The organism is Caballeronia sp. LZ035 (genome assembly GCF_031451175.1).
In the GTDB taxonomy this organism is placed as follows: Bacteria; Pseudomonadota; Gammaproteobacteria; order Burkholderiales; family Burkholderiaceae; genus Caballeronia.
On the sequence record NZ_JARUXS010000003.1, the window covers coordinates 1,568,259 to 1,590,277 of the forward strand.

A 22,019-nucleotide genomic window follows, 5' to 3' on the forward strand; every position below is an offset into this window, starting at 1 on the left:
CGTCCAGTTCGGGTTAAAGCGGAAACACGCCCAGCAGCACGCACGCAAGCGTCATGACGAGCGATGCGCCGAACAGCAGCGGGAAGGTGAACTTCTGATGGTCCGCGAGATCGATGCCGCACAGCCCGACAACGAGAAAGGTCGCGGGCGTGAGCGGGCTCACGGGAAAGCCGGTCGTCATCTGACCGAGCAGCGCCGCCTGGCCGACGTGCACCGGCGCGACGCCAAGTTGCGACGCCACCTCGGCGATCACCGGCAGCACGCCGAAATAGAACGAGTCGGGATCGAACAGCATCGAGAGCGGCATCGACAGCACGCCGAGCACGACGGGAATGTGTCCCGCCATCGCGGGCGGCACGAAGCCGACTGCCGCCTGCGCCATCGCCTTGAGCATGCCGCTGCCCTGCATGACGCCGGTGAACACGCCCGCCGCGAGCAGGATGCCCGCCATCATCAGCGCGGCGCGGGCGTGCGCGTCGATACGCTTGCGCTGCATCTCGACGTTCGGATAGTTCACCATCAGCGCGATGCACAGGCCCACCATGAACATGATCGCGGGCGGAATCTTCTCGCCCATCACGACCATCGTTCCAAGCACCACGACCGTCAGCACGATGTTGAACCAGAAGTTCTTCGGGCGGCGCAGCGCCTGTTCCTCCGGCGTCAGTTCGCGCGTCGGCAGCGGCACGGAACCGCTCGCGCCGGAATAGCCGAGGCGCTTTTCCTCGCGCCGTCCAAGCCACCACGCCATGCCGAACACAAACACGAGACCCACGGCCTGCACCGGAATCAGCGGATTGAACAACGCCGAGATGGGCAGATGCAGCGAGGCGGACGCGCGGATCATCGGTCCGGTCCATGGCAGGAAGTTGATGCCCGCCGCCATCGAGACCGCCGCCGCCAGCACGCGCTTGTCCATCTTCAGGCGTTCGTAGAGCGGCAGCATCGCCGGGATCGTGACGAGGAAGCAGACCGCGCCGGAGCCGTCCAGATGGATCAGCAGCGCGAGCAGCGTCGTGCCCATGACGATGCGCGTCGGCTTCGTGCCGACCGCGCGCAGGATGCGGTCGATGATCGGATCGAGCGTGCCCGCGTCGGTGATCGTGCCGAAATACAGGATCGCGAACACGAACATGCCGACGACCGGTGCGAGACTCTTCAGGCCGTCGATGACGAACTTGCTGGTCTGCAGGCCGAAGCCGCCGAGCAGCGACGCCGCAATCGGCACGATGATCAGCGCCACGAGCGGCGACATGCGTTTTGAGAGGATCGCCCCGAGCAGGACGACGATGGTGGCCAGGCCGAGCAACGGCAGCATGAACGTGTCTCCGAATCTTGTTTTTTGATGACGTTCAGCGTAAGTTCGATGCAGCGATAACACAATTGAAATGATTTGATCGCAGCCATCACATCTCATAATGGATCTGAATCTTCGCGACATCCGGGCGCTGGTCGCGGTGGCCGACACCGGCAGCTTCACGCGCGCGGCGCAACGGCTCAATCTGTCGCAGCCGGCGCTGACCGTGCAGATTCGCCGGCTGGAAGAGGCGGTCGGCGCGCGGCTGTTCGACCGCAATAGCCGCAACGTCGCGCTGACGCCCACCGGGCGCGAACTGCTGCCGCTGCTGCGCAAGTCGCTGAACGACATGGAGAACGTGCTGCGCGACGCCCGTGCGCTGGGCGAAGGCGGCAGCGGCACGATCCGCCTGGCGTGCCTGCCCACGTTCGCGGCGAGCATGCTGCCGGAGTTGATCATCAGCATGAAGCGCGAGGTGCCGCGTGTGGCCTTCCAGATTCGCGATGTCGTGGCGAGCGCCGTCAACGCGCTCGTGCGCAGCGAGGAAGCGGATATCGGGCTGACGGGCGGCGAGGTCGCGGACCCGTTGCTGGAGGTGCTGCACGCGGGCGTCGACCGGCTCGTGGCGGTGTGTCCGCGCGGGCATGCGCTGGCGCGGAAGCGGCGCATCGGTCCGGCCGATCTCGCCCGCGAGCCGCTCGTGCTCACCGCGCCGGGCACCAGCGTGCGCGCGGTCGTCGATGCCGCGCTTAGCGCCACGGGCGAGACGCTCGAGATTGCGTGCGAGCCGACTTACATGATGACCGCCGTCGCGATGGTGCGCGGCGGCCTCGGCGTGACGATCCTGCCCGAAACGGCGCGCGAGGTGCGTGCGGAGCCGGGGCTCGTCGTGAAAGCCATCGATGACCCGGCCTTCGTGCGGCCGGTCGCGCTCATCCGGAAGAAAGGCCGGACCTTGCCGGCCGTGACGGAGCGGTTTGTCGAAAGACTGCGCGCGGCCATCGCGCGGTGATTCCTGTTTGTGCAGGCGCGGCAGCGAACGCCGCGCCTGCCATGACAACGTCGCTCAGCTCGGCATCGTCGACATGTCGATCACGAAGCGATACTTCACATCGCTCTTCAGCATGCGCTCGTAGGCGTGATTGATTTCGTCCATGCGGATCATCTCGATGTCGGACGTGATGCCGTGCTTGCCGCAGAAGTCGAGCATCTCCTGCGTCTCCGCAATGCCGCCGATCAGCGATCCGGCCAGCGCGCGCCGCTTGAAGATCATGTTGAACACCGCCGGCGACGGATGCGGATGCTCCGGCACGCCGACCAGCGTCATGGTGCCGTTGCGCTTGAGCAGCACCATGAACGGATCCAGGTCGTGCGACGCGGCCACCGTGTTCAGGATGAAGTCGAAGCTGTTGGCGTGCGCGGCCATCTGGTCCGGGTCCTTCGAGATGACGACTTCATGCGCGCCCAGGCGCTTCGCGTCCTCGATCTTGCCCGGCGACGTGGTGAACAGCACCACATGCGCGCCCATCGCGGCGGCGATCTTCACGCCCATGTGTCCGAGCCCGCCCAGCCCGACGATGCCGACCTTCTGCCCTTTCTGCACGTTCCAGTGACGCAGCGGCGAGTAGGTCGTGATGCCTGCGCACAGCAGCGGCGCGACAGCCGCGAGGTCGAGATTTTCCGGCACGCTCAGCACGTAGGCTTCATCGACGACCATGCTCGTCGAATAGCCGCCGAAGGTCACGCCGCCGGACTGGCGGTCGGGCGAGTTGTAGGTCTGGATGAAGCTGTCCGGACCGTCGCAGAACTGTTCGAGGCCTTCCTTGCAGGCGTCGCAGACACGGCAGGAATCGACCATGCAGCCGACGCCCGCGAGTTGCCCCACCTTGAACTTCGACACGTCCGCACCGACCTCGACCACGCGGCCGACGATCTCGTGACCCGGCACGATCGGATAGTTCGACGCGCCCCATTCGTTCCTGGCCATGTGCAGGTCCGAGTGGCACACGCCGCAGAACAGGATGTCGATGCGAACGTCGTTCGCCCCGACCTCGCGCCGTTGAATCTCGTGCGGGCCAAGCGCTTTGTCGGCTGCGGCGGCGGCAAAGGAATACGCTTTGTACATGGTCTGCTTCCCTCCGGTGTTTGAATCTTTTGCGAACGAACGAGCATCTTTCCACGATGGAAAAACGTGACCGTTGCAAGGTGACAGGTGGATGTTATGTGCGACAGCGAACGTTCGCCGTGGTGCTTCGTGCTTCCGGCGGACGCCGTGCGGATCGCGCCGATGTTTCGGCGGCCATCCGCAACGCCAGTACTGTATGCCTAAAGGGGAGTTTCTGCCGGGACGGTCTTGCATTCGCGGCGCGGCTGGAGAATCCGGCAATCGCGCCCCCGGGTCCGATCCCTGCTAAGGCGGGACTGGCCGTTTCGACCGTTGTGGTTCAGAGTGGTTTGCAACGAGAAAGAAAACGCGCCGGGCGACGACGAAGCAACGCACAGAGAGAGACCAAAAGATCATGAAAGCAAAAGCCATCACGGCGAGCATCGACATGCCGGGGGGCGCGGTGAGCGCCGAATTTCACATCGATACGGGGCGGCTCAGAATTTTCGAGCGCGGCCTGTTGCGTGTCGAACTGTTTCAGCCGCAATCGTGGTTCGCGGTGGCGTCGGTGGCGGGCAACAGCCGCTGGGGCACGCGGCCGTGCGAAGCGGACCTCAAGCTCGTGGTCGAGAGCTTCATCCTGCAACGCTTCGGCATGACGGCTTACCGGCGCGAGGCGCCGCGCGTGCGCGAGGTGCAAGTCTCAGCGTGAGCGTGAACGCCGCGTGCGCTGATAGAAACTGTTCGGCTTGGTCTTCACCCACTCGACAAACCCGCGCACCGCTTCGTGCGCGAGCAGTGCCTCGACGGTCGAATAGCGCTGCGCCAGTTCCTTCTCCGTGAAAAGCGCATGCAATTGCCGATGGCAGATGCGGTGCAGGACGGCGGTCTGCCTGCCGCCCTGCGACTTCGGCACCATGTGATGCAAGTCGCGCTGTGCGGGCGGCACTTGCCGCCCGCACAGCGCGCAGACTTCATCCGCTGGCGGGTGATACCACGGTTCAGGCGTGCGTCGGGCCATCGCGTGACTCGCTTCGATCGCTATTCATGAATCGAGTCTACGCTTCGATGCCTGTTCGCGCGTCCGGCCGTTTTAATTTGCGCGCGCCCGTGGCACCATGAAGACGCTGTTCACCGTCCACGCAGTGCCTGAGCCGGGAGAAGCCATGGAAGTGACCATCAGCGAATTGACGGGCATGCTTGCAGAACTCGAACGGGAAGATCCGGTCGACTACGGCGACCTTCCCTTTGCAGAACCCGAACTGCGCAGCCTCGTGATGACCGCGCTCGTGGACAAGCATCGGCAGCTCCAGGCCAGCGGACTCAATCCCGGCGACGTCAATCTCACCTACATGCTCACCACGGCCCTGCTCGTGCTGGAGAACCTCGTGCTGCATACGCGGCTGTTGCTGCTTCAGGGACAGCGCATCGACGTGAATGCACTGTTGCGCAAGTATTCGGGCGGCTGACTCAGGAGACCGCGGGCGGCGTTTGGGTCGCCCCCGTCAGCAGCACCTCGATCAGATCGCGCACGCTGCGAATCGCCGCGCCGAACGGCAGCCCTTCCTTGCCGCGAAAGAACAGCCCGTTGCCCACGTCGCCGCGCAGCGCCGCAGCCAGACGCGTGTCGATGCAGAAGTGCCCGAACTTCTCGATGCCGTCGCGCAGGCCGCACGCACTCAGGCAGTCGAGCGCCGTCGGACAGGCCTGCGGGCGCGCGCCGATCTTCGTCCGGATGCGTTCTTCGTTGCGCAGATAGCGCATGAGCCACGGCGTCTTCACGGCGCGCGCGGGCAGACCGGTCACACTCACGAATTCCACGATATCCTCCGGCCGCGCTTCCGCCAGCACGCGCTTGAACGCCGGATGCGCGTCGCCTTCCTCGGTGACCGCGAACGGCGTGCCGAGCTGAACTCCGTTCGCGCCCGCGCCGAGCCATGTGCGCACGGCTTCGTGTCCATCGATGCCGCCCGCGACGATCACCGGCACGTCCACGCGCGCCAGCCCGAGCGTGGCGAACGACGCATCCAGTTCCGCCAGCACGCGCTCGAAGCCGAAGCGTTCGTCGTGCATGTCGTCGACGCCGGCCACGCCGAGATGTCCGCCCGCGTGCGCCGGATGTTCGATCACGACGGCGTCGGGCAGCCTGCCCTTCTTCATCCATTTCCGGAGCACGAGCGTGACGCCACGGCTATCGGACAGAATGGGGATCAGCGCGATGTCATGACCTTGCGTGAGATCGGGCAGATCGAGCGGCAGACCTGCGCCCATCACGATAGCGTCCGCGCCGTGCTCGCATGCGGCGCGCACGTAGTCGGCATGCGCGCTGACGGCTTTCATCACGTTCACCGCGAGCATGCCGCGCCCTTCCGACAAGACACGCGCCGCGTCGATCTCGCGGCCGAGCGCCGTCAAGTTGGCGCGTTCCAGCGTGGCACGCGATGGATCCGCGCGGCACATCGCCAGCAGGTCTTCATGGTGATGACGCAAGTCGATGCTCGCGATGGTGCCCATTGCGCCCTCGCGCGCCACGCTGCCCGCGAGCCGATGCGCAGAGACGCCGACGCCCATGCCGCCCTGCACGATCGGCAGCAGGCTGCGGCCGCGTATCACGAGCGGGGCGAAGGAATGGACGTGAGGGGTCGGGGCGGCGTCGGGATGCAGGTTCATGATGAGGCGATGGCGGCAGGATGCTGCGGATCGTAGCCGCGCGGTGTTCGTCGCGGCAAGCCAGCGCTGGACACATCTCTTGACGTTCATCAGAGGCACCGTGCTTCGCCCGAATATTTTTATTACACCTGCGCGCATCGAAGCGCGTTGTAGACTCGCCTCTGTTTCGCAAAACGTTTCGAAGGTCCGCGACACCCTGTCGCATCCCTTTGATCTGAAACAAAATTTCAACCATTCGCGCCATCACGGGAAACCGTAAGTGGCATGATCCTGACGCGGCGCAATGCCGTTCAACGGCGTTCCTCCAACGCCTCGATCATCGAAACAAGCGAATGCAATGAATGACACTACTCAACGTTCCGCTGTACCCGCGCTGACGGCGTTGATGCTCGGCGTCTGCCTCTCGGGATGCAAGCTGGAAGTCCTCGATTCCAAGGGCGTGATTGGCGTGGCCGAGTCCTCGCTGATTGCCACCGCGACCTACGCCATGCTGCTCGTCGTGATCCCGGTGATCCTGCTCACGCTGTTCGTCGCGTGGCGTTATCGCGCGTCGAACACGAAGGCCACGTATGCGCCCAAGTGGGCCCACTCCACGGCCATCGAAGTGGTCGTGTGGGCCATTCCCGCGATCATCATCCTGTATCTCGGCATCCTGACGTGGAAGACCACGCACGAGCTCGACCCGTACAAGCCGCTGGACTCGCACATCAAGCCGATCAACGTCGAAGTGGTCGCGCTCGACTGGAAATGGCTCTTCATCTATCCGGACCTGGGCGTGGCTTCGGTGAACCAGCTGGCGTTTCCGGTGGGCACGCCGGTGAACTTCCGGATCACGTCGGATTCGGTGATGAACTCGTTCTTCATCCCGCAACTGGGCAGCCAGATCTACGCGATGGCCGGCATGCAGACGCGCCTGCATCTGCAAGCCGACCATGCCGGCGACTACGCGGGCATCTCGGCCAACTACAGCGGCGCGGGCTTCTCCGACATGAAGTTCCGCGCACTCGCGCTGTCTCCCGCCGACTTCGACAAGTGGCTGAACAAGGTCAAGACCGCGCCCGAAAATCTCAGCATGGACGTCTATGCGGGCGTCGCGCGTCCGAGCGAAAAGGTAGCGGTGCGGTACTTCTCGACCGTCGATCCGCGGCTCTTCAACAACATCGTCGGCAAATACAACGACGGCCGTTTCGACGTGAACGGCAACTACTGCGTAACCAAGGGGTAAGCCATGTTCGGCAAATTAACGCTCGAGGCGGTCCCGTACCACGAGCCCATCATCATGGGGGCGACCGTCTTCATGGCGATCGCGGCGCTCGGCACGGCTGGCCTCATCACCCGGCTCGGCAAGTGGGGCTGGCTGTGGCGCGAGTATCTGACTTCGGTGGATCACAAGCGCATCGGCGTCATGTATCTGGTGGTGGCCGGGCTGATGCTCGTGCGCGGCTTCGCGGACGCCGTCATGATGCGCATCCAGCAGGCCATCGCGCTCGATTCGCCGGGCTACCTCCCGCCGCATCACTACGACCAGATCTTCACCGCACACGGCACCATCATGATCTTCTTCATGGCGATGGCGCTGCTGGTTGCGTTCTTCAACCTGATCGTGCCCTTGCAGATCGGCGCGCGCGACGTGGCCTTTCCGTTCATCAACTCGCTGTCGTTCTGGATGACGGCCGTCGCGGCCATCCTCATCAACCTGTCGCTGTTCGTCGGCGAGTTCTCGACCACCGGCTGGCTCGCCTATCCGCCGCTGTCGGAGACGCAGTTCAGCCCGGGCGTCGGCGTGGATTACTACATCTGGTCGTTGCAGCTCTCGGGCGTCGGCACGCTGCTGACTGCCGTGAACTTCTTCGTGACCATCGTGAAGATGCGCGCCCCCGGCCTGACGTGGATGAAGCTGCCCGTCTTCACGTGGACCGCGTTCTGCTCGAACGTGCTCATCATGGCGACGTTCCCGATCCTGACCGTCGCGCTCGCGCTGCTTGGCCTCGACCGCTATGCAGGCATGCACTTCTTCACCAACGACGGCGGCGGCAACCCGATGGTCTACCTGAACCTGATCTGGGCCTGGGGGCATCCCGAGGTCTATATCCTGGTTCTGCCGGCGTTCGGCATCTATTCGGAAGTGGTCGCGACGTTCTCGAAGAAGCCGCTGTTCGGCTATCGCACGATGGTCTACGCCACCTGCTGCATCATGGTGCTGTCGTTCCTCGTGTGGCTGCACCACTTCTTCACGATGGGCTCGGGCGCGAACGTCAATGCCTTCTTTGGCATCATGACGATGATCATCTCCATTCCCACCGGCGTGAAGATCTTCAACTGGATCTTCACGATGTACCGCGGCCGCGTGCAGATGACCTCGCAGATCATGTGGACCATCGGCTTCATCGTGACCTTCACGCTGGGCGGCATGACGGGCGTGATGCTCGCGATTCCCGGTGCGGACTTCGTGCTGCACAACAGCCTGTTTTTGATCGCGCACTTCCATAACGCAATCATCGGCGGCGTGGTGTTCGGCTACTTCGCGGGCGTGTCGTACTGGTGGCCGAAGGTCTTCGGCTTCAGGCTCGATGAAAAGCTCGGCAAGAAGGCCTTCTGGTGCTGGTTCGTGGGCTTCTTCGTGGCCTTCGTGCCCATCTATATCCTCGGCTTCATGGGCGCGACGCGCCGCCTGAATCACTACGACAACCCCGCCTGGCAGCCTTACTTCACGGTGGCGGCGATCGGCGTGGGCATCATCGCGCTGGGCGTGGTGTTCCAGGTCGCGCAGATCGTCGTCAGCGTGCTGCGCCGCAATCAGCCCGCCTATCGCGACGTCACCGGCGACCCGTGGGATGGCCGCACGCTCGAATGGACCATGAGTTCGCCGCCGCCTGCGTACAACTTCGCGCGTCTTCCTGCGGTGCGCGCACTGGACGACTTCGCCGACGCGAAGGAAAGTCGCCGCGTCGATGTCCGTCCGTACGGCGACATTCACATGCCGTCGAACACGAGTGCGGGTTTATTCATCGGCCTGTTCTCGCTGATGTTCGGCTTCGCGGCGGTCTGGCAGATCGTCTGGCTGGCGGCGGCGGGCATCGTGGGCGTGGTGGCGATGGTGATCGGCTACAGCTTCCGCGACAACGCCGGCTTCATCATTCCGGCGGCCACGGTCAGGTCGATCGAAGAACCGAACGCGCCGCGACCGCCCGTCAAGGCCGGCGCGGAGCGGGAACTGGAAATGGAGGTGCTGTAAATGTCGCAATCGACACTGTCCGCGCACGCCGCGCACGACCACGGGCATGAACATCAGTCGCACTCGGTGTTCGGCTTCTGGGCTTACCTGATGACCGATTGCGTGCTGTTCGCGTCGCTCTTCGCTACCTTCGCGATGTTCGCGATGCAGACCGTGGGCGGGCCTACCGGCAAGGATCTGTTCAACCTGAACGACGTGGCGCTCGAGACCAGTCTGCTTCTGACGAGCAGCCTGACCTTCGGTTTCGCGATGATTGCCGCGACGCGCCAGCGCATCGGTGCGGTGCTCGGCTGGCTGTTCGTCACGTTCGCGCTCGGCGCGGGATTCTTGTGGCTGGAGCTGAACGAGTTCGCGCACCTCGTTGCGGAAGGCGCGGGACCGCAGCGCAGCGCGTTCTGGTCGGCGTTCTTTACGCTGGTCGGCACGCACGGCCTGCACGTGACGGTCGGCTTGCTCTGGCTCGTGGTGCTCGTGGTGCAGATGCTGGGCAAGCGCAAGCTGAGCGAGCGCGACCTGCGCCGGCTCGCCTGCCTGAGCCTCTTCTGGCACTTCCTGGACATCGTCTGGATCTGCGTGTTTTCTTTTGTCTATCTCGGGAGCATCGTCTGATGGCTAAATCGCACGGCAATTCAAGCGATTTCCCGCACGTCACCGCGCGCGGGTATCTGATCGGCTTCGCGCTGGCGGTCGTGCTGACCGTGGCGTCGTTCTGGGCCGCGACGTCGGGTGCGTTCAGCGGGGAGAAGGCGATCCTCATGCTGGCGGTGCTGGCCGCCGTTCAGGTGATCGTGCATGTGGTGTTCTTCCTGCACGTCAATGCGTCGAACGGCCAACGCTGGCATGCGATGTCGTTCGCGTACACCATTCTGATGTCGCTGATTCTGATCGTCGGCACGGTGTGGGTGTTGCATAACGTGCATGCGCTGATGATGGCGCGTTGAGGTTCCGGGCATCTGCCATCTGGCGACAACTGACATTGCCAATTCCGCTCTGCCGACCAAGCTGGCATGATGCTGACAGGCCACAAGATCGTGGCGATGTTCATCCCGACGACACGCTGGTGCGGGACGCGGCCGATTCGGGGCGAACCGGCGGCTGGCAACTACGCGGGCATCCAGTTCGTTAGAGGTGGTGGCATGACAAGGAAGAAGCAAATGCCGACGGGCAAGCCTGCGGCCTTACCGGCTGGCTATGTCGGCATCCACAGCGGCATTGTAGAGTTGCTGGATGCCGCGCGTCAGGCAGCGGCGCGCAGCGTCAATGCGCTGATGACAGCCAGCTATTGGGAGATTGGCCGCCGGATTGTCGAAGCCGAGCAGAAAGGCAAGCGGCGGGCCGGTTACGGCGACCAGTTGATGGAGCGGCTGTCAACCGACTTGACCGCAAGGTTCGGGCGCGGGTTCAGCCCCGACAACCTGGAGAACATGCGGCGCTTCTTTCTCATTTACCCGCTGGCTGCAATTTCCGAGACAGTGTCTCGGAAATCTGGAGAAAGACTGCCCGCAAAGAATCCCGAGACAGCGTCTCGGAAATTTGACCTCTCCCAACTGGCTCACGTCTTCACGCTGCCGTGGTCGGCTTACGTTCGGCTGCTTTCGGTCAAGAATGACCATGCCCGGCAGTTCTACGAGACCGAGGCGCTGCGCGGTGGCTGGAGCGTGCGCCAGCTCGACCGACAGATCGGCAGCCAGTTCTATGAACGCACGGCCTTGTCCAGGGACAAGGCGTCGATGCTGGTCAAAGGGGCGGCGGCCAAGCCTGAGGATACCGTCACGCCCAATGACGCGATCAAGGATCCTTATGTGCTGGAGTTCCTCGATCTCAAGGATGAGTATTCAGAATCAGATCTCGAAGCAGCGTTGATCCGGCGACTGGAAGACTTCCTGCTGGAACTGGGCGAAGGATTCACTTTCGTCGGGAGACAGCGCCGGTTGCGCATCGATCAGACCTGGTATCGCGTAGACCTACTGTTCTTTCATCGCAAGCTGCGCTGCCTGGTCATCGTCGACCTGAAGCTGGGCAGCCTGACCCATGCCGACGTCGGACAGATGCACATGTACTGCAACTACGCCAGGGAACATTGGGCCTACCCGGATGAGAATCCGCCCGTGGGCCTGATCCTGTGCGCCGACAAGGGTCATGCCCTGGCACGCTATGCACTGGATGGCCTGCCGACCAAGGTGATGGCGGCCAACTACCGGACGGTGTTGCCGGACGCCGAGTTGCTGCAAATAGAGCTCGAGAACACACGGCGTCTGCTCGAATCCCGCGGAACGCTGTGCCTCAAGAACGACAAGCCCTAGGCGAGCTTGACGGGCTCTCCGCTGAAGGGCTTGCACGTTGCGCCCCCGCAGGCTCAGCCATCAGGCTGTTCAGTACTTGCCGACATCGGTCCGCTCTTGCGACGTAGCCAATTCACAAGCTGCTCCGCAACTCCGCGATAAACGCGCCGATCACCTCCTCATTGCGCGACACGATGATGAACTGGCCCACATGCCGCGCCACGAGCAACCCGGCCTCGATCATCGCGGCGACATGCGCGGAGATGGTCGACTGCGACAAACCGCTGCGCGCCTGAATCGCCTTGATCGGCAGGCCGGAGCCGAACGCGCCTTCCGGCTCCTTCAGCCACGTCAGAATCTCGCGCCGCACCGGACTGGCGAGCGCTTTGTGGATCAGATCGGCGTTCATCATGTTCCAGGCTCCGCGTCAGAACATGTCGCTGGGAGAGGCATCTGCCGCTCTCTCCAGACGCGCATGCGGATCCGAACGCGACGGAATGAACGGTCCCGTAATCATGGTTTCATAGGTCTGCCCCGGACCGACCATCGGAAACACATCGGCATTCTCGTCGATCATCACTTCGAGGAACGCGGGACCGTCGAATGCCACAAATGCCCTGAGCTTCTCGTCCAGTTCATCTTCCCTCTCGACGCGGCACGCAAACCCGAAACCATCCGCCTGCGCCGCCAGCACGAAGTCCTTGCGATGCAGCGCCTTGTCGCTCACCGACAGGCGGCCGTCGTAGAACAGACGTTGCCATTGCCGGATCATGCCGTCGCCGCGATTGTTCAGCAGCAGCACTTTCACCGGCACGCCATAGGTCGTCGCCGTTTCCAGTTCGCCCATGTTCATGCGGATGCTGCCGTCGCCATCGATGTCGATCACGAGCGCGTCCGGCCGTGCAAACTGCGCGCCGATTGCCGCGGGCAGGCCGAAACCCATCGTCCCCATGCTGCCCGAGGTGAGGAAACTGCGCGGCGCGACGAAATCGAAGAACTGCGCCGCCCACATCTGATGCTGGCCGACACCCGTGCTGATGACCGCGCGCCCGCCGGTGATCTCGCCCAGCATTTCGATGACGCGCTGCGGCTGGAGCGCCGGATTGCGCCGGTCGTAGTTCATGCCGTGATCGCGCCGCAGCGCGTCCACATGCGCGGCCCAGCCGGACGCAGGACGCGCGGCCGGACCGTCCGACATGAGCGCCCGCAACGCATCCTTTGCGTCGCCCACGTGGCTCCATTCCACACGCCTGACCTTGTTGATCTCGGCTTCATCGATATCGATATGCGCGACCGCATGCGCCTTCGACGCGAATGCTTCCGGGCGGCCGCCCGCGACGCGGTCATCGAAACGCGCGCCCACGGCGATCAGGAAATCGCAGTCTTCGACCGCATAGTTGGCGCACGCCGCACCGTGCATGCCAAGCATGCCGAGGTTCAGCTCATGCCGCGCGGGCAGGCTGCCGAGCCCCATCAGCGTGGTGACGACAGGAATCTCGTAACGCTCGGCGAACTGGCGCAGCTCGGCGCTCGCGCCCGACGCGATGATTCCGCCGCCCGCATACAGCAGCGGCCGCTGGCTGCGCGCGAGAAGCGCGAAGAACGCGGCGCGCTTTTCGTCGTCGAGCCGGGCGCCCTTCGCGACCAGCCGAAGACGATCCGAATAGCCGCGATAGTGCAAGGTGCCGTGCCCGCGCCAGGCACCCTTCCAGTTCTGAATGTCCTTCGGCACGTCGATCACGACCGGTCCCGGCCTGCCCGTGCGGGCAATCTCGAAGGCCGTCCGCAAGGTTTCTTCCAGCTTCGCGGGGTCGGTGACGAGAAAGACCTGCTTCGCGCACGCCGACATGATGTTGAACACCGGCGCTTCCTGAAACGCGTCAGTGCCGATGGCCGCGCGCGGCACCTGTCCGCAGATCAGCACGACGGGCACGGAGTCGCCGTTGCAATCGGCGATCGGCGTGACGGCGTTGGTCGCGCCCGGCCCCGACGTCACCATGAACACGCCCACCTTGCCGCTGGCGCGCGCGTAGCCCGCGGCCATGAAACCGGCGGCCTGTTCGTTGGCGGGCACGACGAGCTTAATCTGCCGGTCGGGACGGTCCGCATGCGTTTCGTTGAAGCGAAACACGGCGTCATAGGTCGGAAGGATGGCGCCGCCGCTATAGCCGAACAAGGTATCGACACCTTCCTCGGCGAGCACACGAAGAATGATGTCTGCGCCTGATATGAGTTCGGCGTCGCCCTGCAAAGGCTCGCTCGGGCGCTGTGTAGTCACTGCCGGATTACGGGTCATGTCAGCCTCACTTCGTGAATGCGCGGGTCAGCGCATCGGTTTGCCGTGCCACGTGGGCGGCGTGATGACCTGGCGCAGTCGATGCGGACGCTCGCGGCCCGACATACGACAGATCAGCGCCTGAAGGCAGAAGCTCGCGCAACTGCGGTTCGGCATAGGTCCATGCACCCTGATTGCGCGCTTCTTCCTGACACCAGATCACACGCTTCACGTTCGGGTAGCGCGCAAGCTGCGCGGCGATCTGCGAGGCCGGAAACGGATACAACTGTTCGACGCGCATCACGCGTGCGTCGTCCATGCCGTGCTTGCGCCGATAGTCGACCAGGTCGTAGTAGAACTTCCCGGACGTCACGATGACGCGTTCGACCTGTGCGTCCTGCGCTGCATCGGCGTGGGCGTCGGGCAGCACTTCATGAAACGCACCTTGCGACAACTCGTCCAGCGTGCTGACGGCTTCCGCATGCCTGAGCAGCGACTTGGGCGTCATCACGACCAGCGGCCTTCCGTCGAACGCAAGCACCTGCATGCGCAGCAGATGGAACAACTGCGCCGGTGTCGTCGGCTGCACCACGCGCATGTTGTCCTGTGCGCTCAGTTGCAGATAACGTTCGAGCCGCGCCGAGGCGTGCTCCGGCCCCGCGCCTTCCTGTCCATGCGGCAGGAACAGCGTCAGGCCGCTGCGTTGCCCCCACTTTGCCGCGGCGGCCGCGATGAACTGATCGATCACCACCTGCGCGCCATTCGCGAAATCGCCGAACTGCGCTTCCCAGATCACGAGCGCGTCGCGCTTCACCGTCGAGTAGCCGTATTCGAACGCCAGCACGGCCGCCTCGGACAGGATGCTGTTGGTCACCGTGAAGCGGCCTTGCACGTCGTGTACATGATCGAGCGGGATGAACACGCCATCGCTGCGTTGCGTGCGCTTCTGGTTGTGCAGCACCGCGTGCCGATGATTGAACGTACCGCGCCCGCTGTCCTGTCCGCTCAGGCGCACATCGATCCCCTTGCCGAGCAGCGACGCGAAGGCGAGATGCTCGCCCATGCCCCAGTCGATGCGCTTCTTGCCGCTCGCCATGTCCCGGCGCGCGGCCATCATCTTGTTGACGAGCGGATGAAGCTCGTAGCCCTCGGGCACGCTGGCGATGCGCCGCGCCCAGACGCTCAATTGCTCGTGAGACGGTGCTTCGTAGCGGCCGGTCTGACTCGCGCCCACTTCGGCTTCGATAAGCAGCGACTCGCCGCCGCGCGCGCCATCGAATGACGCACGCTGCGCGTCGGCATAGGCATCGACCTGCTCGGGCGTCGTGACGCGTTGCCGGATCAGTGCCTGCGCATACAGCGTCCGCACGCCCGGATGCGCGGCAATCGCGCGATACATCAGCGGCTGCGTGATGGCGGGCGTGTCCTGTTCCTGATGACCGTGCTTGCGGAAGCACACGAGATCGATCACGACACTGCGCCTGAACTGCGTGCGATAGTCCACCGCGAGATGCACGGCCATGGCCACCGCTTCCGGATCGTCGCCGTTGACGTGAAGCACCGGCGCTTCGATCATCTTGACGATATCCGTCGCGTAGAACGACGAACGCGTATCGCGCGGGTCGGACGTCGTGAAGCCGATCTGATTGTTGACCACGACATGCACCGTGCCGCCCGTGCCGTGGCCGCGCGTATAGGAAAGGCTCAAGGTTTCCATCACTACGCCTTGTCCCGACATCGCCGCGTCGCCGTGGATTTCCACCGGCAGCACGCTGCCGGCGTGGTTCGGGCCGAGCGCGTCGGCCTTGGCGCGCGCCATCCCCTGCACCACCGGATTGACGATCTCCAGGTGCGACGGATTGAACGCGAGCACGACTTCCACCGGACCTTGCGCGGTGTCCGTCACGGTGCTGAAGCCCTTGTGATACTTGACGTCGCCTTCGGGAAGCGGGTCGGCATGCTTGCCGTCGAATTCATCGAACAACGCATGCAAGGGCTTGCCTGCGATGTTCACCAGCACGTTCAGCCGTCCGCGATGCGCCATGCCCATGATGACCGAGCGCACGTCTTTCGCGGCGCCGTAGCGCACGAGTTCGTCCAGCAACACGATCAGCGATTCGCCGCCTTCGAGCGAGAAGCGCTTCTGCCCGACGAACTGCGTATGCAGATACTTTTCGAGTCCTTCCGCCGCGGTAAGGCGGTCGAGAAAGCGGCGCTTCTCGTCGTTCGAAAATGAGGGTGCCGCGCGCGACGATTCGAGCCGCATCTGCCACCAGCGCCGCTCGTTGGCATCCGAGAGATGCATGAATTCCGCGCCCAGCGTGCCCGTATAGGTTTGCTCGAGCGCCGCGACGATCTCGCCGAGGCTTGCGTCTTCGTCGAAGAAGTAAGTGTCCGCGGTGCTGAAGCGCGTGGCCATGTCGGCCGCCGTCAGACCGTAGTATGCGGGCGTGAGCTCCGGCAGCGCGCGCTGCGGCTCCCATCGCAACGGGTCGAGATTCGCGCGGCGCGTCCCGATGCTCCGGAACGCGGCAACGAGCGATTGCACCGCCACTTGCTTCCGCGCGAGCGCAAGCGCGCTGTCGGGTTGGGCGGCAACCGGGTGCGGATGCCGCGCGAGTTCGACGAAACCGGAGACCACCGGCGTGTGCGGTTCGTCATCGCGGTCGCTGCCGTCGACAGCGGGCGTTTCGCGCAATGCGTCGAAATAGCCGCGCCATTCGTCGGTCACCGAGGCCGGCTCGGCAAGATAGCGTTCATATTGTTCTTCCACGTAAGGCGCGTTGGCGCCGAACAGGAACGAGTTCTGGCGTTGTTCGATCAACATGATGAATGTCCTTCTTGTCTCATACGGCCCGGTGCTCTCGCGCTACCGCATGCCGTGGTTCTTCGGAGACAGACCTGTCTACCTCATGCAACAAAGTCTAGTCAGCCGCGTCACGGAGGGGGCGCACATCTGGCGTCGTGGCGGGCCATTCGGCGTCGAATTCGGGCCACGCCGAAGGGAACACCTTGCGGGAGGCAAGAAAACGCGCTTGTTACACGGACGCAAAAGTCATTTACCGGACAAGGTGTCACTCGCGCGCGAGGGCTGGGATAGAGTGGGGCAATCGGTCTCAGTCGGCCGCTTTCCATCAAGAAGGTCACGGCATGAAAGTCGCCCTAGTTCTGTTCGACGGTGTCCAGGCACTCGACGTTGCCGGCCCGCTCGACGTATTCGCGGAAGCCAACACGCATCTGCCGCCGGATCAGCGCTATGAAGTCTCGCTGGTCGGACGCGAGGCAGGCCTGGTCACCTGCTCCAATGGCATGCAACTGGTCGTGCCGGTCGGCTATCTCGACTCGGACGTGCAATACGACCTGTTGCTCGTGGCCGGCGGCCCGCAGTTGCCCGACTGGAACCCGCCTGCCGAATTCCTCGCCTGGCTGCGCAGGCAGGCGCTCGGCGCGGCCCGCTTCGGCGCGGTGTGTAACGGCGCCTTCGTGCTTGGCCATGCCGGCCTGCTCGACGGCAAGCAGGTCACGACGCATTGGGCCGACGCCGGGCGCCTCGCCAAAACCTTTCCGCAAGCGCGCGTGCAGCCAGACAAGATTTTCATGCGCGACGAACAACTGTTCACTTCGGCGGGCGTTTCAGCGGGCATCGATCTGTGTCTCGCACTGGTAGCCGAAGACTGGGGCCACGAACACGCGATGCGGGTGGCGAGACGCCTCGTGGTCTACATCCAGCGCGAAGGCGGACAGTCGCAATACAGCCCGTATCTCGCCGAAGTCACGGAGGAAGCGCCGATCATCGCCCGGGTGCATCGCTATGTCACCGAACATATCGCCGAAGCGCTCTCAATCGAGCAACTGGCCAACGCGGTGTCGGTGAGCCGCCGGACCTTCTCCCGCGTGTTCGCCCGGTATGCGCAGGTCACGCCGTCGGCGTTCGTTGAACAGGTGCGCGTCGATACCGCGAGAAAGCGCCTCGAATCCAGCGACGCGCCGCTCAAGACGATCGCATTCGAATGCGGCTTTCATAGCGCGACGCACATGCGCACCACCTTCGCCCGGCGCCTGAACGTCACGCCGAAGCAGTACCGTGCGCGCTTCCGGGATGCGCCGATGGCTCAGCATGTTGCGAGCCGTTCCGATGTGATCGATTCCGTCTCGTTGACCGAACTGGAAGAACTGGCGGAGGCCGCATAAGCTTGCCAACGATCCAGTCGCTTCCGGACATTCTCGAACCCGGCCTGAACGTCGTGTTTTGCGGCATCAATCCGGGCCTGCTCGCCGCATCCACGGGGCACCACTTCGCGGGCCGAGGCAACCGCTTCTGGCAAACGGTTCATCTCGCGGGCTTCACGCCCGCGTTGCTACGCCCCGAAGACGGGCGCGCGATCCTTCGATACGGATGCGGACTCACGACTGCTGTCGCGCGCCCGACCGCGCGTGCAGACGGTCTGTCGCGCGCCGAGATCGCCGACGCGGCGGCAGCGTTCGAATTAAAAATGCGCGGCCTGTCTCCAGGAAACATCGCGTTTCTCGGCAAGATGGCGCTGTCCGCCATGACCGGCCAGCGTGATATCGCCTGGGGACCGCAACAGCACAGCCTGGGCGGCGCACGCGTCTGGGTGCTGCCCAATCCCAGCGGCCTCAACCGCGCCTTCAGCCTCGAAGCGCTCGTGCGCGCCTATCGCGAGTTGCGTGTCGCCGTTGAATAGCCGAGACAGGTTCAGCGTCGCGCGGCCATCGTCCTGGCAACGCATTGCAGATGCGCGTTGCCGCGCAAGGCCTCGGTCACGAATTCGAGGAACGCGCGAATCTTTCCGCTCCCGCCACGACGCTCCACATGCAGCAGACTCACCGGCACCGGATCGGGCTCGAAGGCCGACAGAATCGGCGTGAGCGTGTGGTCCAGCACTTCCGGTGTCGCCTGATAGGAAAAGAGTTGCGTGATGCCGACGCCGTCGCTGGCCGCAGTGATCGCGGCGGGCGCGAGATCGACGATCATGCGCGGATGGAGACGCACCGCCAGGCGCGCGCCGCGCTCGGCGAACACCCATTCCAGCGGCTGCGTCACGCCCGTGTACGACACGCAGTCGTGCTGTGTCAGTTCACGCGGATGCAGCGGTTCTCCGCGCGCTTTCAGATAAGCAGGCGACGCATACGTCCTGCGTCTCACGAAACCGAGCGGCACGGCAAACGTCGTCGAGTCGCCGAGATGACCGATGCGAATCGCGACGTCGACGCCTTCCTCCAGCAGCCGCGTCGTGCGATCGACATACACCGCGTGAATGGTGATGTCCGGATAGCGCTTCGCAAAAGCGTTGATCAGCGGCGCCACGAAGCGCTGGCCAAACAGCACCGGCGCCGACACCGTCAGCGTGCCGACCGGCTTGACATGCCAGGCGCCGAGGCGCGCCTCCGCATCCGCGACGGCATCGAGCACGTGTCGGCAGGCATCGAGGTAATCGATACCCGCGTCGGTGGGACGCACCGAGCGCGTCGTGCGCGCGAGCAATTGCGCGCCAGTGCGCGCCTCGAGTGAATTCAGCGCTCTCGATACCGCGGCCGTCGACAACCCGAGCCGCTCCGACGCACTGGTGAAGCCACCGCTATCCACGATGGCGACAAAGACTTCCATCTCACGCAACCTGTCCATTCCGTTTCCCACACCGCGAACATCCGCTTCGAGATTCTAGGCGGCGATGGATGACGCGTAACCGCGCTTGCAGCGCATTGGCCCGATTCGAGTGCGGATTGGCCCACAAGAAGCACAGGACGCGTGCAAGGGTTCGACGCCGATCGCAATGGCCCGCGCGGCACATTCATTGTCCCGATTCCGGCGCAGCCCGGACTTCAACCGCGCAGCTTGCTCACCGACAATTCATCCAGCCCGAAGCCATTCGACAACGAACCAAGGAAGAGCCTGTCATGTTCTCTGCAATGCTGGAAGTCAATCCCTTTCGCGATCAGTTCGACGCCTATCTCGGCATGGCCAACATGCTGCGCCCCGAGCTGCAAAAGATCGACGGTTTCGTCGACAACGTGCGCTACGCCAGCCTCACGCGCGATGGCTGGCTGCTGTCGCTGTCCAGCTGGCGCGATGAGAAGTCGCTGGTGCGCTGGCGCACGACGAGCCGCCATCACAAGATTCAGGAAGCGGCGCGCGATCGGGTATTCGAAGACTATCGGCTGCGCATTGGGCAGACCGTCGCAGATACGCAAATTCCAGCGGGACACGTTCTGCTCGAACAGCGTCTCGACGTGACCGAAGTCGGCGCGGGCAAGGCCGTGACGCTGCACGATGCAAGCCGCAAGCCGGACTGGATCAAGGAAGCCGGACCGCAGGCGGTCGCGGCATCGCTGGGGCTCGATATCGCCGCGCCCGGTCTCGTTACATGGGATGTGTTCGACGCGCTGCTTTCGCCGGGCGATGTCATCGCGGTAGCAACGTGGCGCGATCAGGCCGCCGCCGATGCGTACGCACGCGAAGCCACGCTCCCGAGCGACGTGCGCTCGCGCCAGATTCGCGTGATTCGTGAATACGGCATGTTCGATCGTCGCGAGGCGCCACAGTATTTTGAAGAGGCGCGTAGAAAGGCATGAGCACGGCAGAGCTTTCCATCGCCACGGCACCGCCGCATGCCAAAAGCGCCGCGCTCTCGCTTCGTCTTGCCACGGGCCTGGCCGGCATGCTGCTCGCGTCCTTGCTGGCGATCCTGAACGAACAGGTCACGGCCATCGCCATGACCGATGTTCAGGGAGCGCTATCCATCGGTCACGACGACGGCACGTGGCTCACGACGCTCTTCGAAGCGGCCAACGTCGCCACCATGGTCTTCGCGCCGTGGTTCGGCATGACGTTCACGCTCAAGCGCTTCACGATCGGCGCGGTGCTGGCCACGATGTTCTTCGGCGTGCTGTGTCCGTTCGCGCCGAACCTCGCTGCGTTGTACGGGTTGCGCGTGTTGCAGGGGATCGCGGGCGGCTGTCTGCCGCCGATGCTCATCATCGTCGCACTGCGTTATCTGCCGCCGAAGGTCAAGCTGTACGGCCTCGCCGGCTATGCGATGACGGCGACCTTCGGGCCGGCCCTGGGCACGCCGCTCGCCGCGCTGTGGACCGAGTATGTCAGCTGGAAGATGGCGTTCTGGCAGATCGTCCCGCTGGGCGCGCTCGCGTGCGCGGCGATCCAGTACGGCCTTCCCGCCGATGCGTTGAAGCTCGACCGTCTGCGCGCCTTCAACTGGACCGGCTTTCTCACGGGCAGCCCCGCCATTGCGATGCTCGTGACGGGTCTGCTGCAGGGCGAGCGGCTGGACTGGTTCGAATCGGATTTGATCTGCACGATGTTCGTCGGCGGCGGGGCGTTGCTTGCCGTGTTTCTCTTGAACGAATGGTTTCATCCGCTTCCGTTCTTCAAGCTTCAGCTTCTGTCGCGCCGGAACTTCGCGCACGGCCTCACGACGCTCGCCGGTGCGGTGATCCTGCTGGTCGGCGTCGCCGCGATCCCGGGGCAGCATCTCGCGCGTATCCACGCTTACCGGCCGCTGCAGAGCGCGCCGCTCTCCTTGCTGGTGGCGTTGCCGCTGCTCGTCGCGTTGCCGCTGACAGCGGCGCTGCTGAACCTGAAGCGGGTCGATTCCCGCTGGGTCATGGCGACCGGACTCACGCTGATGATCGCCACCTGTCTGATGGGCAGTTCGATGACATCCGAATGGATCCGCGACAACTTCTACCTGCTGCAAGCCTTGCAGATCGCCGCGCAGCCCATGGTGATCCTCGCCATCCTGATGGGCGTCACCACCGGCCTGCCGCCGACGGAAGGCCCGTTCGCCTCGGCAATGTTCAACTCGCTCAAGACCTTCTCCGCCGCCGTGGCGACCGCGCTCATCGAAGGTGTCGGCACCGCGCGCGAACACTATCACTCGAATGTGCTGGTGGATCAGATCGGCAATCGTCCGCTGGTCGCGAACCCGAGCCTCGATGCCGCCGGCGGCCTGGGCGAACTCGCGCATCGCGTGCATGAGCAGGCGCTGGTGCTGATGTCCGCTGATCTCTATCGCGTCATGGCCTGCATTGCCATTGCGTTGCTGTTACTCATTCCGGTGTTACCCGTGCGCATCTATCCGCCGTGGAGCACGACACCGCCCTCTTCACACTAAGGG

The 22,019-nt window shown here is 64.1% G+C and carries 20 protein-coding genes; 12 read left to right on the plus strand and 8 right to left on the minus strand.

Annotation, left to right across the window (positions count from 1 at the left end):
• Nucleotides 1-13: 13 nt before the first annotated feature.
• The gene (locus tag QCE88_RS29780; RefSeq protein WP_309908573.1) at nt 14-1,318 is read right to left on the minus strand and encodes a citrate:proton symporter; all 1,305 of its coding nucleotides are present in this window, start codon (nt 1,316-1,318) and stop codon (nt 14-16) included.
• A 100-nt stretch (nt 1,319-1,418) separates the two neighbouring features.
• Here QCE88_RS29780 and QCE88_RS29785 point away from each other — a divergent pair, with 100 nt between their 5' ends.
• Nucleotides 1,419-2,309 (plus strand): LysR family transcriptional regulator, encoded by an 891-nt coding sequence (locus tag QCE88_RS29785; RefSeq protein WP_309908575.1) that lies wholly within the window; start codon nt 1,419-1,421, stop codon nt 2,307-2,309.
• 54 nt (nt 2,310-2,363) lie between these two features.
• Here QCE88_RS29785 and QCE88_RS29790 read toward each other — a convergent pair whose 3' ends face one another.
• The gene (locus QCE88_RS29790; RefSeq protein ID WP_309908576.1) at nt 2,364-3,422 is read right to left on the minus strand and encodes an NAD(P)-dependent alcohol dehydrogenase; all 1,059 of its coding nucleotides are present in this window, start codon (nt 3,420-3,422) and stop codon (nt 2,364-2,366) included.
• 394 nt (nt 3,423-3,816) lie between these two features.
• Between QCE88_RS29790 and QCE88_RS29795 the strand changes: the two genes are divergently transcribed.
• Nucleotides 3,817-4,113, plus strand: coding sequence for a hypothetical protein (locus tag QCE88_RS29795; RefSeq protein ID WP_309908578.1), 297 nt, complete (start codon nt 3,817-3,819; stop codon nt 4,111-4,113).
• On the opposite strand, the gene QCE88_RS29800 is transcribed toward QCE88_RS29795, so the two are convergent.
• Nucleotides 4,105-4,422: an HNH endonuclease signature motif containing protein gene (locus QCE88_RS29800; protein ID WP_309908579.1), complete on the minus strand. Its 318-nt coding sequence runs from the start codon at nt 4,420-4,422 to the stop codon at nt 4,105-4,107. The two genes, QCE88_RS29795 and QCE88_RS29800, sit on opposite strands and share 9 nt — an antisense overlap.
• Nucleotides 4,423-4,567: 145 nt before the next feature.
• On the opposite strand from QCE88_RS29800, the gene QCE88_RS29805 reads away from it, so the two are divergent.
• Nucleotides 4,568-4,870, plus strand: a complete 303-nt coding sequence (locus QCE88_RS29805) for a hypothetical protein (protein WP_309908580.1) — start codon at nt 4,568-4,570, stop codon at nt 4,868-4,870.
• 1 nt (nt 4,871) lies between these two features.
• Here QCE88_RS29805 and QCE88_RS29810 read toward each other — a convergent pair whose 3' ends face one another.
• Nucleotides 4,872-6,071 carry a nitronate monooxygenase family protein gene (locus tag QCE88_RS29810; RefSeq protein WP_309908582.1) on the minus strand — a complete coding sequence of 400 codons (1,200 nt, stop codon included), beginning with the start codon at nt 6,069-6,071 and terminating at the stop codon, nt 4,872-4,874.
• Between the two features lie 337 nt (nt 6,072-6,408).
• On the opposite strand from QCE88_RS29810, the gene cyoA reads away from it, so the two are divergent.
• The 5 genes from cyoA to QCE88_RS29835 all read left to right on the plus strand — a co-directional run bounded on the left by cyoA (nt 6,409) and on the right by QCE88_RS29835 (nt 11,609).
• Nucleotides 6,409-7,296 (plus strand): ubiquinol oxidase subunit II, encoded by an 888-nt coding sequence (gene cyoA / locus QCE88_RS29815; protein WP_309908584.1) that lies wholly within the window; start codon nt 6,409-6,411, stop codon nt 7,294-7,296.
• A gap of 3 nt (nt 7,297-7,299) precedes the next feature.
• Nucleotides 7,300-9,306, plus strand: a complete 2,007-nt coding sequence (gene cyoB, locus QCE88_RS29820; protein ID WP_309908586.1) for a cytochrome o ubiquinol oxidase subunit I — start codon at nt 7,300-7,302, stop codon at nt 9,304-9,306.
• Nucleotides 9,307-9,915 (plus strand): cytochrome o ubiquinol oxidase subunit III, encoded by a 609-nt coding sequence (gene cyoC, locus QCE88_RS29825; protein ID WP_309908587.1) that lies wholly within the window; start codon nt 9,307-9,309, stop codon nt 9,913-9,915.
• On the plus strand, nt 9,915-10,247 hold the full coding sequence (cyoD, locus tag QCE88_RS29830; RefSeq protein ID WP_309908588.1) for a cytochrome o ubiquinol oxidase subunit IV: 333 nt from the start codon (nt 9,915-9,917) through the stop codon (nt 10,245-10,247). Before cyoC ends, cyoD begins: the two co-directional genes overlap by 1 nt.
• Nucleotides 10,248-10,460: 213 nt before the next feature.
• Nucleotides 10,461-11,609, plus strand: coding sequence for a YhcG family protein (locus QCE88_RS29835; protein ID WP_409018252.1), 1,149 nt, complete (start codon nt 10,461-10,463; stop codon nt 11,607-11,609).
• 112 nt (nt 11,610-11,721) lie between these two features.
• On the opposite strand, the gene QCE88_RS29840 is transcribed toward QCE88_RS29835, so the two are convergent.
• The 3 genes from QCE88_RS29840 to QCE88_RS29850 are packed head-to-tail and all read right to left on the minus strand — an operon-like array spanning nt 11,722 to nt 16,690.
• Nucleotides 11,722-12,000 carry a helix-turn-helix domain-containing protein gene (locus tag QCE88_RS29840; protein ID WP_309817917.1) on the minus strand — a complete coding sequence of 93 codons (279 nt, stop codon included), beginning with the start codon at nt 11,998-12,000 and terminating at the stop codon, nt 11,722-11,724.
• A gap of 15 nt (nt 12,001-12,015) precedes the next feature.
• Nucleotides 12,016-13,884, minus strand: coding sequence for a biosynthetic-type acetolactate synthase large subunit (ilvB, locus tag QCE88_RS29845; RefSeq protein ID WP_309908589.1), 1,869 nt, complete (start codon nt 13,882-13,884; stop codon nt 12,016-12,018).
• A 7-nt stretch (nt 13,885-13,891) separates the two neighbouring features.
• Entirely contained in the window at nt 13,892-16,690 is a 2,799-nt protein-coding gene (locus QCE88_RS29850) for a 2-oxoglutarate dehydrogenase E1 component (RefSeq protein ID WP_309908590.1), read from the minus strand.
• 323 nt (nt 16,691-17,013) lie between these two features.
• Between QCE88_RS29850 and QCE88_RS29855 the strand changes: the two genes are divergently transcribed.
• On the plus strand, nt 17,014-18,054 hold the full coding sequence (locus QCE88_RS29855) for a GlxA family transcriptional regulator (RefSeq protein WP_309908593.1): 1,041 nt from the start codon (nt 17,014-17,016) through the stop codon (nt 18,052-18,054).
• Nucleotides 18,055-18,056: 2 nt separating this feature from the next.
• Entirely contained in the window at nt 18,057-18,569 is a 513-nt protein-coding gene (gene mug / locus QCE88_RS29860) for a G/U mismatch-specific DNA glycosylase (RefSeq protein WP_409018242.1), read from the plus strand.
• A gap of 11 nt (nt 18,570-18,580) precedes the next feature.
• On the opposite strand, the gene QCE88_RS29865 is transcribed toward mug, so the two are convergent.
• Entirely contained in the window at nt 18,581-19,510 is a 930-nt protein-coding gene (locus QCE88_RS29865; protein ID WP_309908595.1) for a LysR family transcriptional regulator, read from the minus strand.
• A gap of 272 nt (nt 19,511-19,782) precedes the next feature.
• Here QCE88_RS29865 and QCE88_RS29870 point away from each other — a divergent pair, with 272 nt between their 5' ends.
• Nucleotides 19,783-20,457, plus strand: a complete 675-nt coding sequence (locus QCE88_RS29870; protein ID WP_309908597.1) for an antibiotic biosynthesis monooxygenase — start codon at nt 19,783-19,785, stop codon at nt 20,455-20,457.
• Nucleotides 20,454-22,016 carry an MFS transporter gene (locus QCE88_RS29875; RefSeq protein ID WP_309908599.1) on the plus strand — a complete coding sequence of 521 codons (1,563 nt, stop codon included), beginning with the start codon at nt 20,454-20,456 and terminating at the stop codon, nt 22,014-22,016. Before QCE88_RS29870 ends, QCE88_RS29875 begins: the two co-directional genes overlap by 4 nt.
• Nucleotides 22,017-22,019: the final 3 nt, after the last annotated feature.

Excerpts from the sequence above, each read along its gene's own strand:
- QCE88_RS29810 (WP_309908582.1), bottom strand. The coding sequence starts at position 6,071 with ATGAACCTGCATCCCGACGCCGCCCCGACCCCTCACGTCCATTCCTTC.
- ilvB (WP_309908589.1), bottom strand. The coding sequence starts at position 13,884 with ATGACCCGTAATCCGGCAGTGACTACACAGCGCCCGAGCGAGCCTTTG.
- cyoC (WP_309908587.1), top strand. The coding sequence starts at position 9,307 with ATGTCGCAATCGACACTGTCCGCGCACGCCGCGCACGACCACGGGCAT.
- cyoD (WP_309908588.1), top strand. The coding sequence starts at position 9,915 with ATGGCTAAATCGCACGGCAATTCAAGCGATTTCCCGCACGTCACCGCG.
- QCE88_RS29790 (WP_309908576.1), bottom strand. The coding sequence starts at position 3,422 with ATGTACAAAGCGTATTCCTTTGCCGCCGCCGCAGCCGACAAAGCGCTT.
- QCE88_RS29805 (WP_309908580.1), top strand. The coding sequence starts at position 4,568 with ATGGAAGTGACCATCAGCGAATTGACGGGCATGCTTGCAGAACTCGAA.
- QCE88_RS29865 (WP_309908595.1), bottom strand. The coding sequence starts at position 19,510 with ATGGACAGGTTGCGTGAGATGGAAGTCTTTGTCGCCATCGTGGATAGC.
- QCE88_RS29850 (WP_309908590.1), bottom strand. The coding sequence starts at position 16,690 with ATGTTGATCGAACAACGCCAGAACTCGTTCCTGTTCGGCGCCAACGCG.
- QCE88_RS29785 (WP_309908575.1), top strand. The coding sequence starts at position 1,419 with ATGGATCTGAATCTTCGCGACATCCGGGCGCTGGTCGCGGTGGCCGAC.
- QCE88_RS29795 (WP_309908578.1), top strand. The coding sequence starts at position 3,817 with ATGAAAGCAAAAGCCATCACGGCGAGCATCGACATGCCGGGGGGCGCG.
- cyoB (WP_309908586.1), top strand. The coding sequence starts at position 7,300 with ATGTTCGGCAAATTAACGCTCGAGGCGGTCCCGTACCACGAGCCCATC.
- QCE88_RS29780 (WP_309908573.1), bottom strand. The coding sequence starts at position 1,318 with ATGCTGCCGTTGCTCGGCCTGGCCACCATCGTCGTCCTGCTCGGGGCG.
- QCE88_RS29840 (WP_309817917.1), bottom strand. The coding sequence starts at position 12,000 with ATGATGAACGCCGATCTGATCCACAAAGCGCTCGCCAGTCCGGTGCGG.
- QCE88_RS29870 (WP_309908597.1), top strand. The coding sequence starts at position 19,783 with ATGTTCTCTGCAATGCTGGAAGTCAATCCCTTTCGCGATCAGTTCGAC.
- QCE88_RS29835 (WP_409018252.1), top strand. The coding sequence starts at position 10,461 with ATGCCGACGGGCAAGCCTGCGGCCTTACCGGCTGGCTATGTCGGCATC.
- QCE88_RS29855 (WP_309908593.1), top strand. The coding sequence starts at position 17,014 with ATGAAAGTCGCCCTAGTTCTGTTCGACGGTGTCCAGGCACTCGACGTT.
- QCE88_RS29800 (WP_309908579.1), bottom strand. The coding sequence starts at position 4,422 with ATGGCCCGACGCACGCCTGAACCGTGGTATCACCCGCCAGCGGATGAA.
- cyoA (WP_309908584.1), top strand. The coding sequence starts at position 6,409 with ATGAATGACACTACTCAACGTTCCGCTGTACCCGCGCTGACGGCGTTG.
- QCE88_RS29875 (WP_309908599.1), top strand. The coding sequence starts at position 20,454 with ATGAGCACGGCAGAGCTTTCCATCGCCACGGCACCGCCGCATGCCAAA.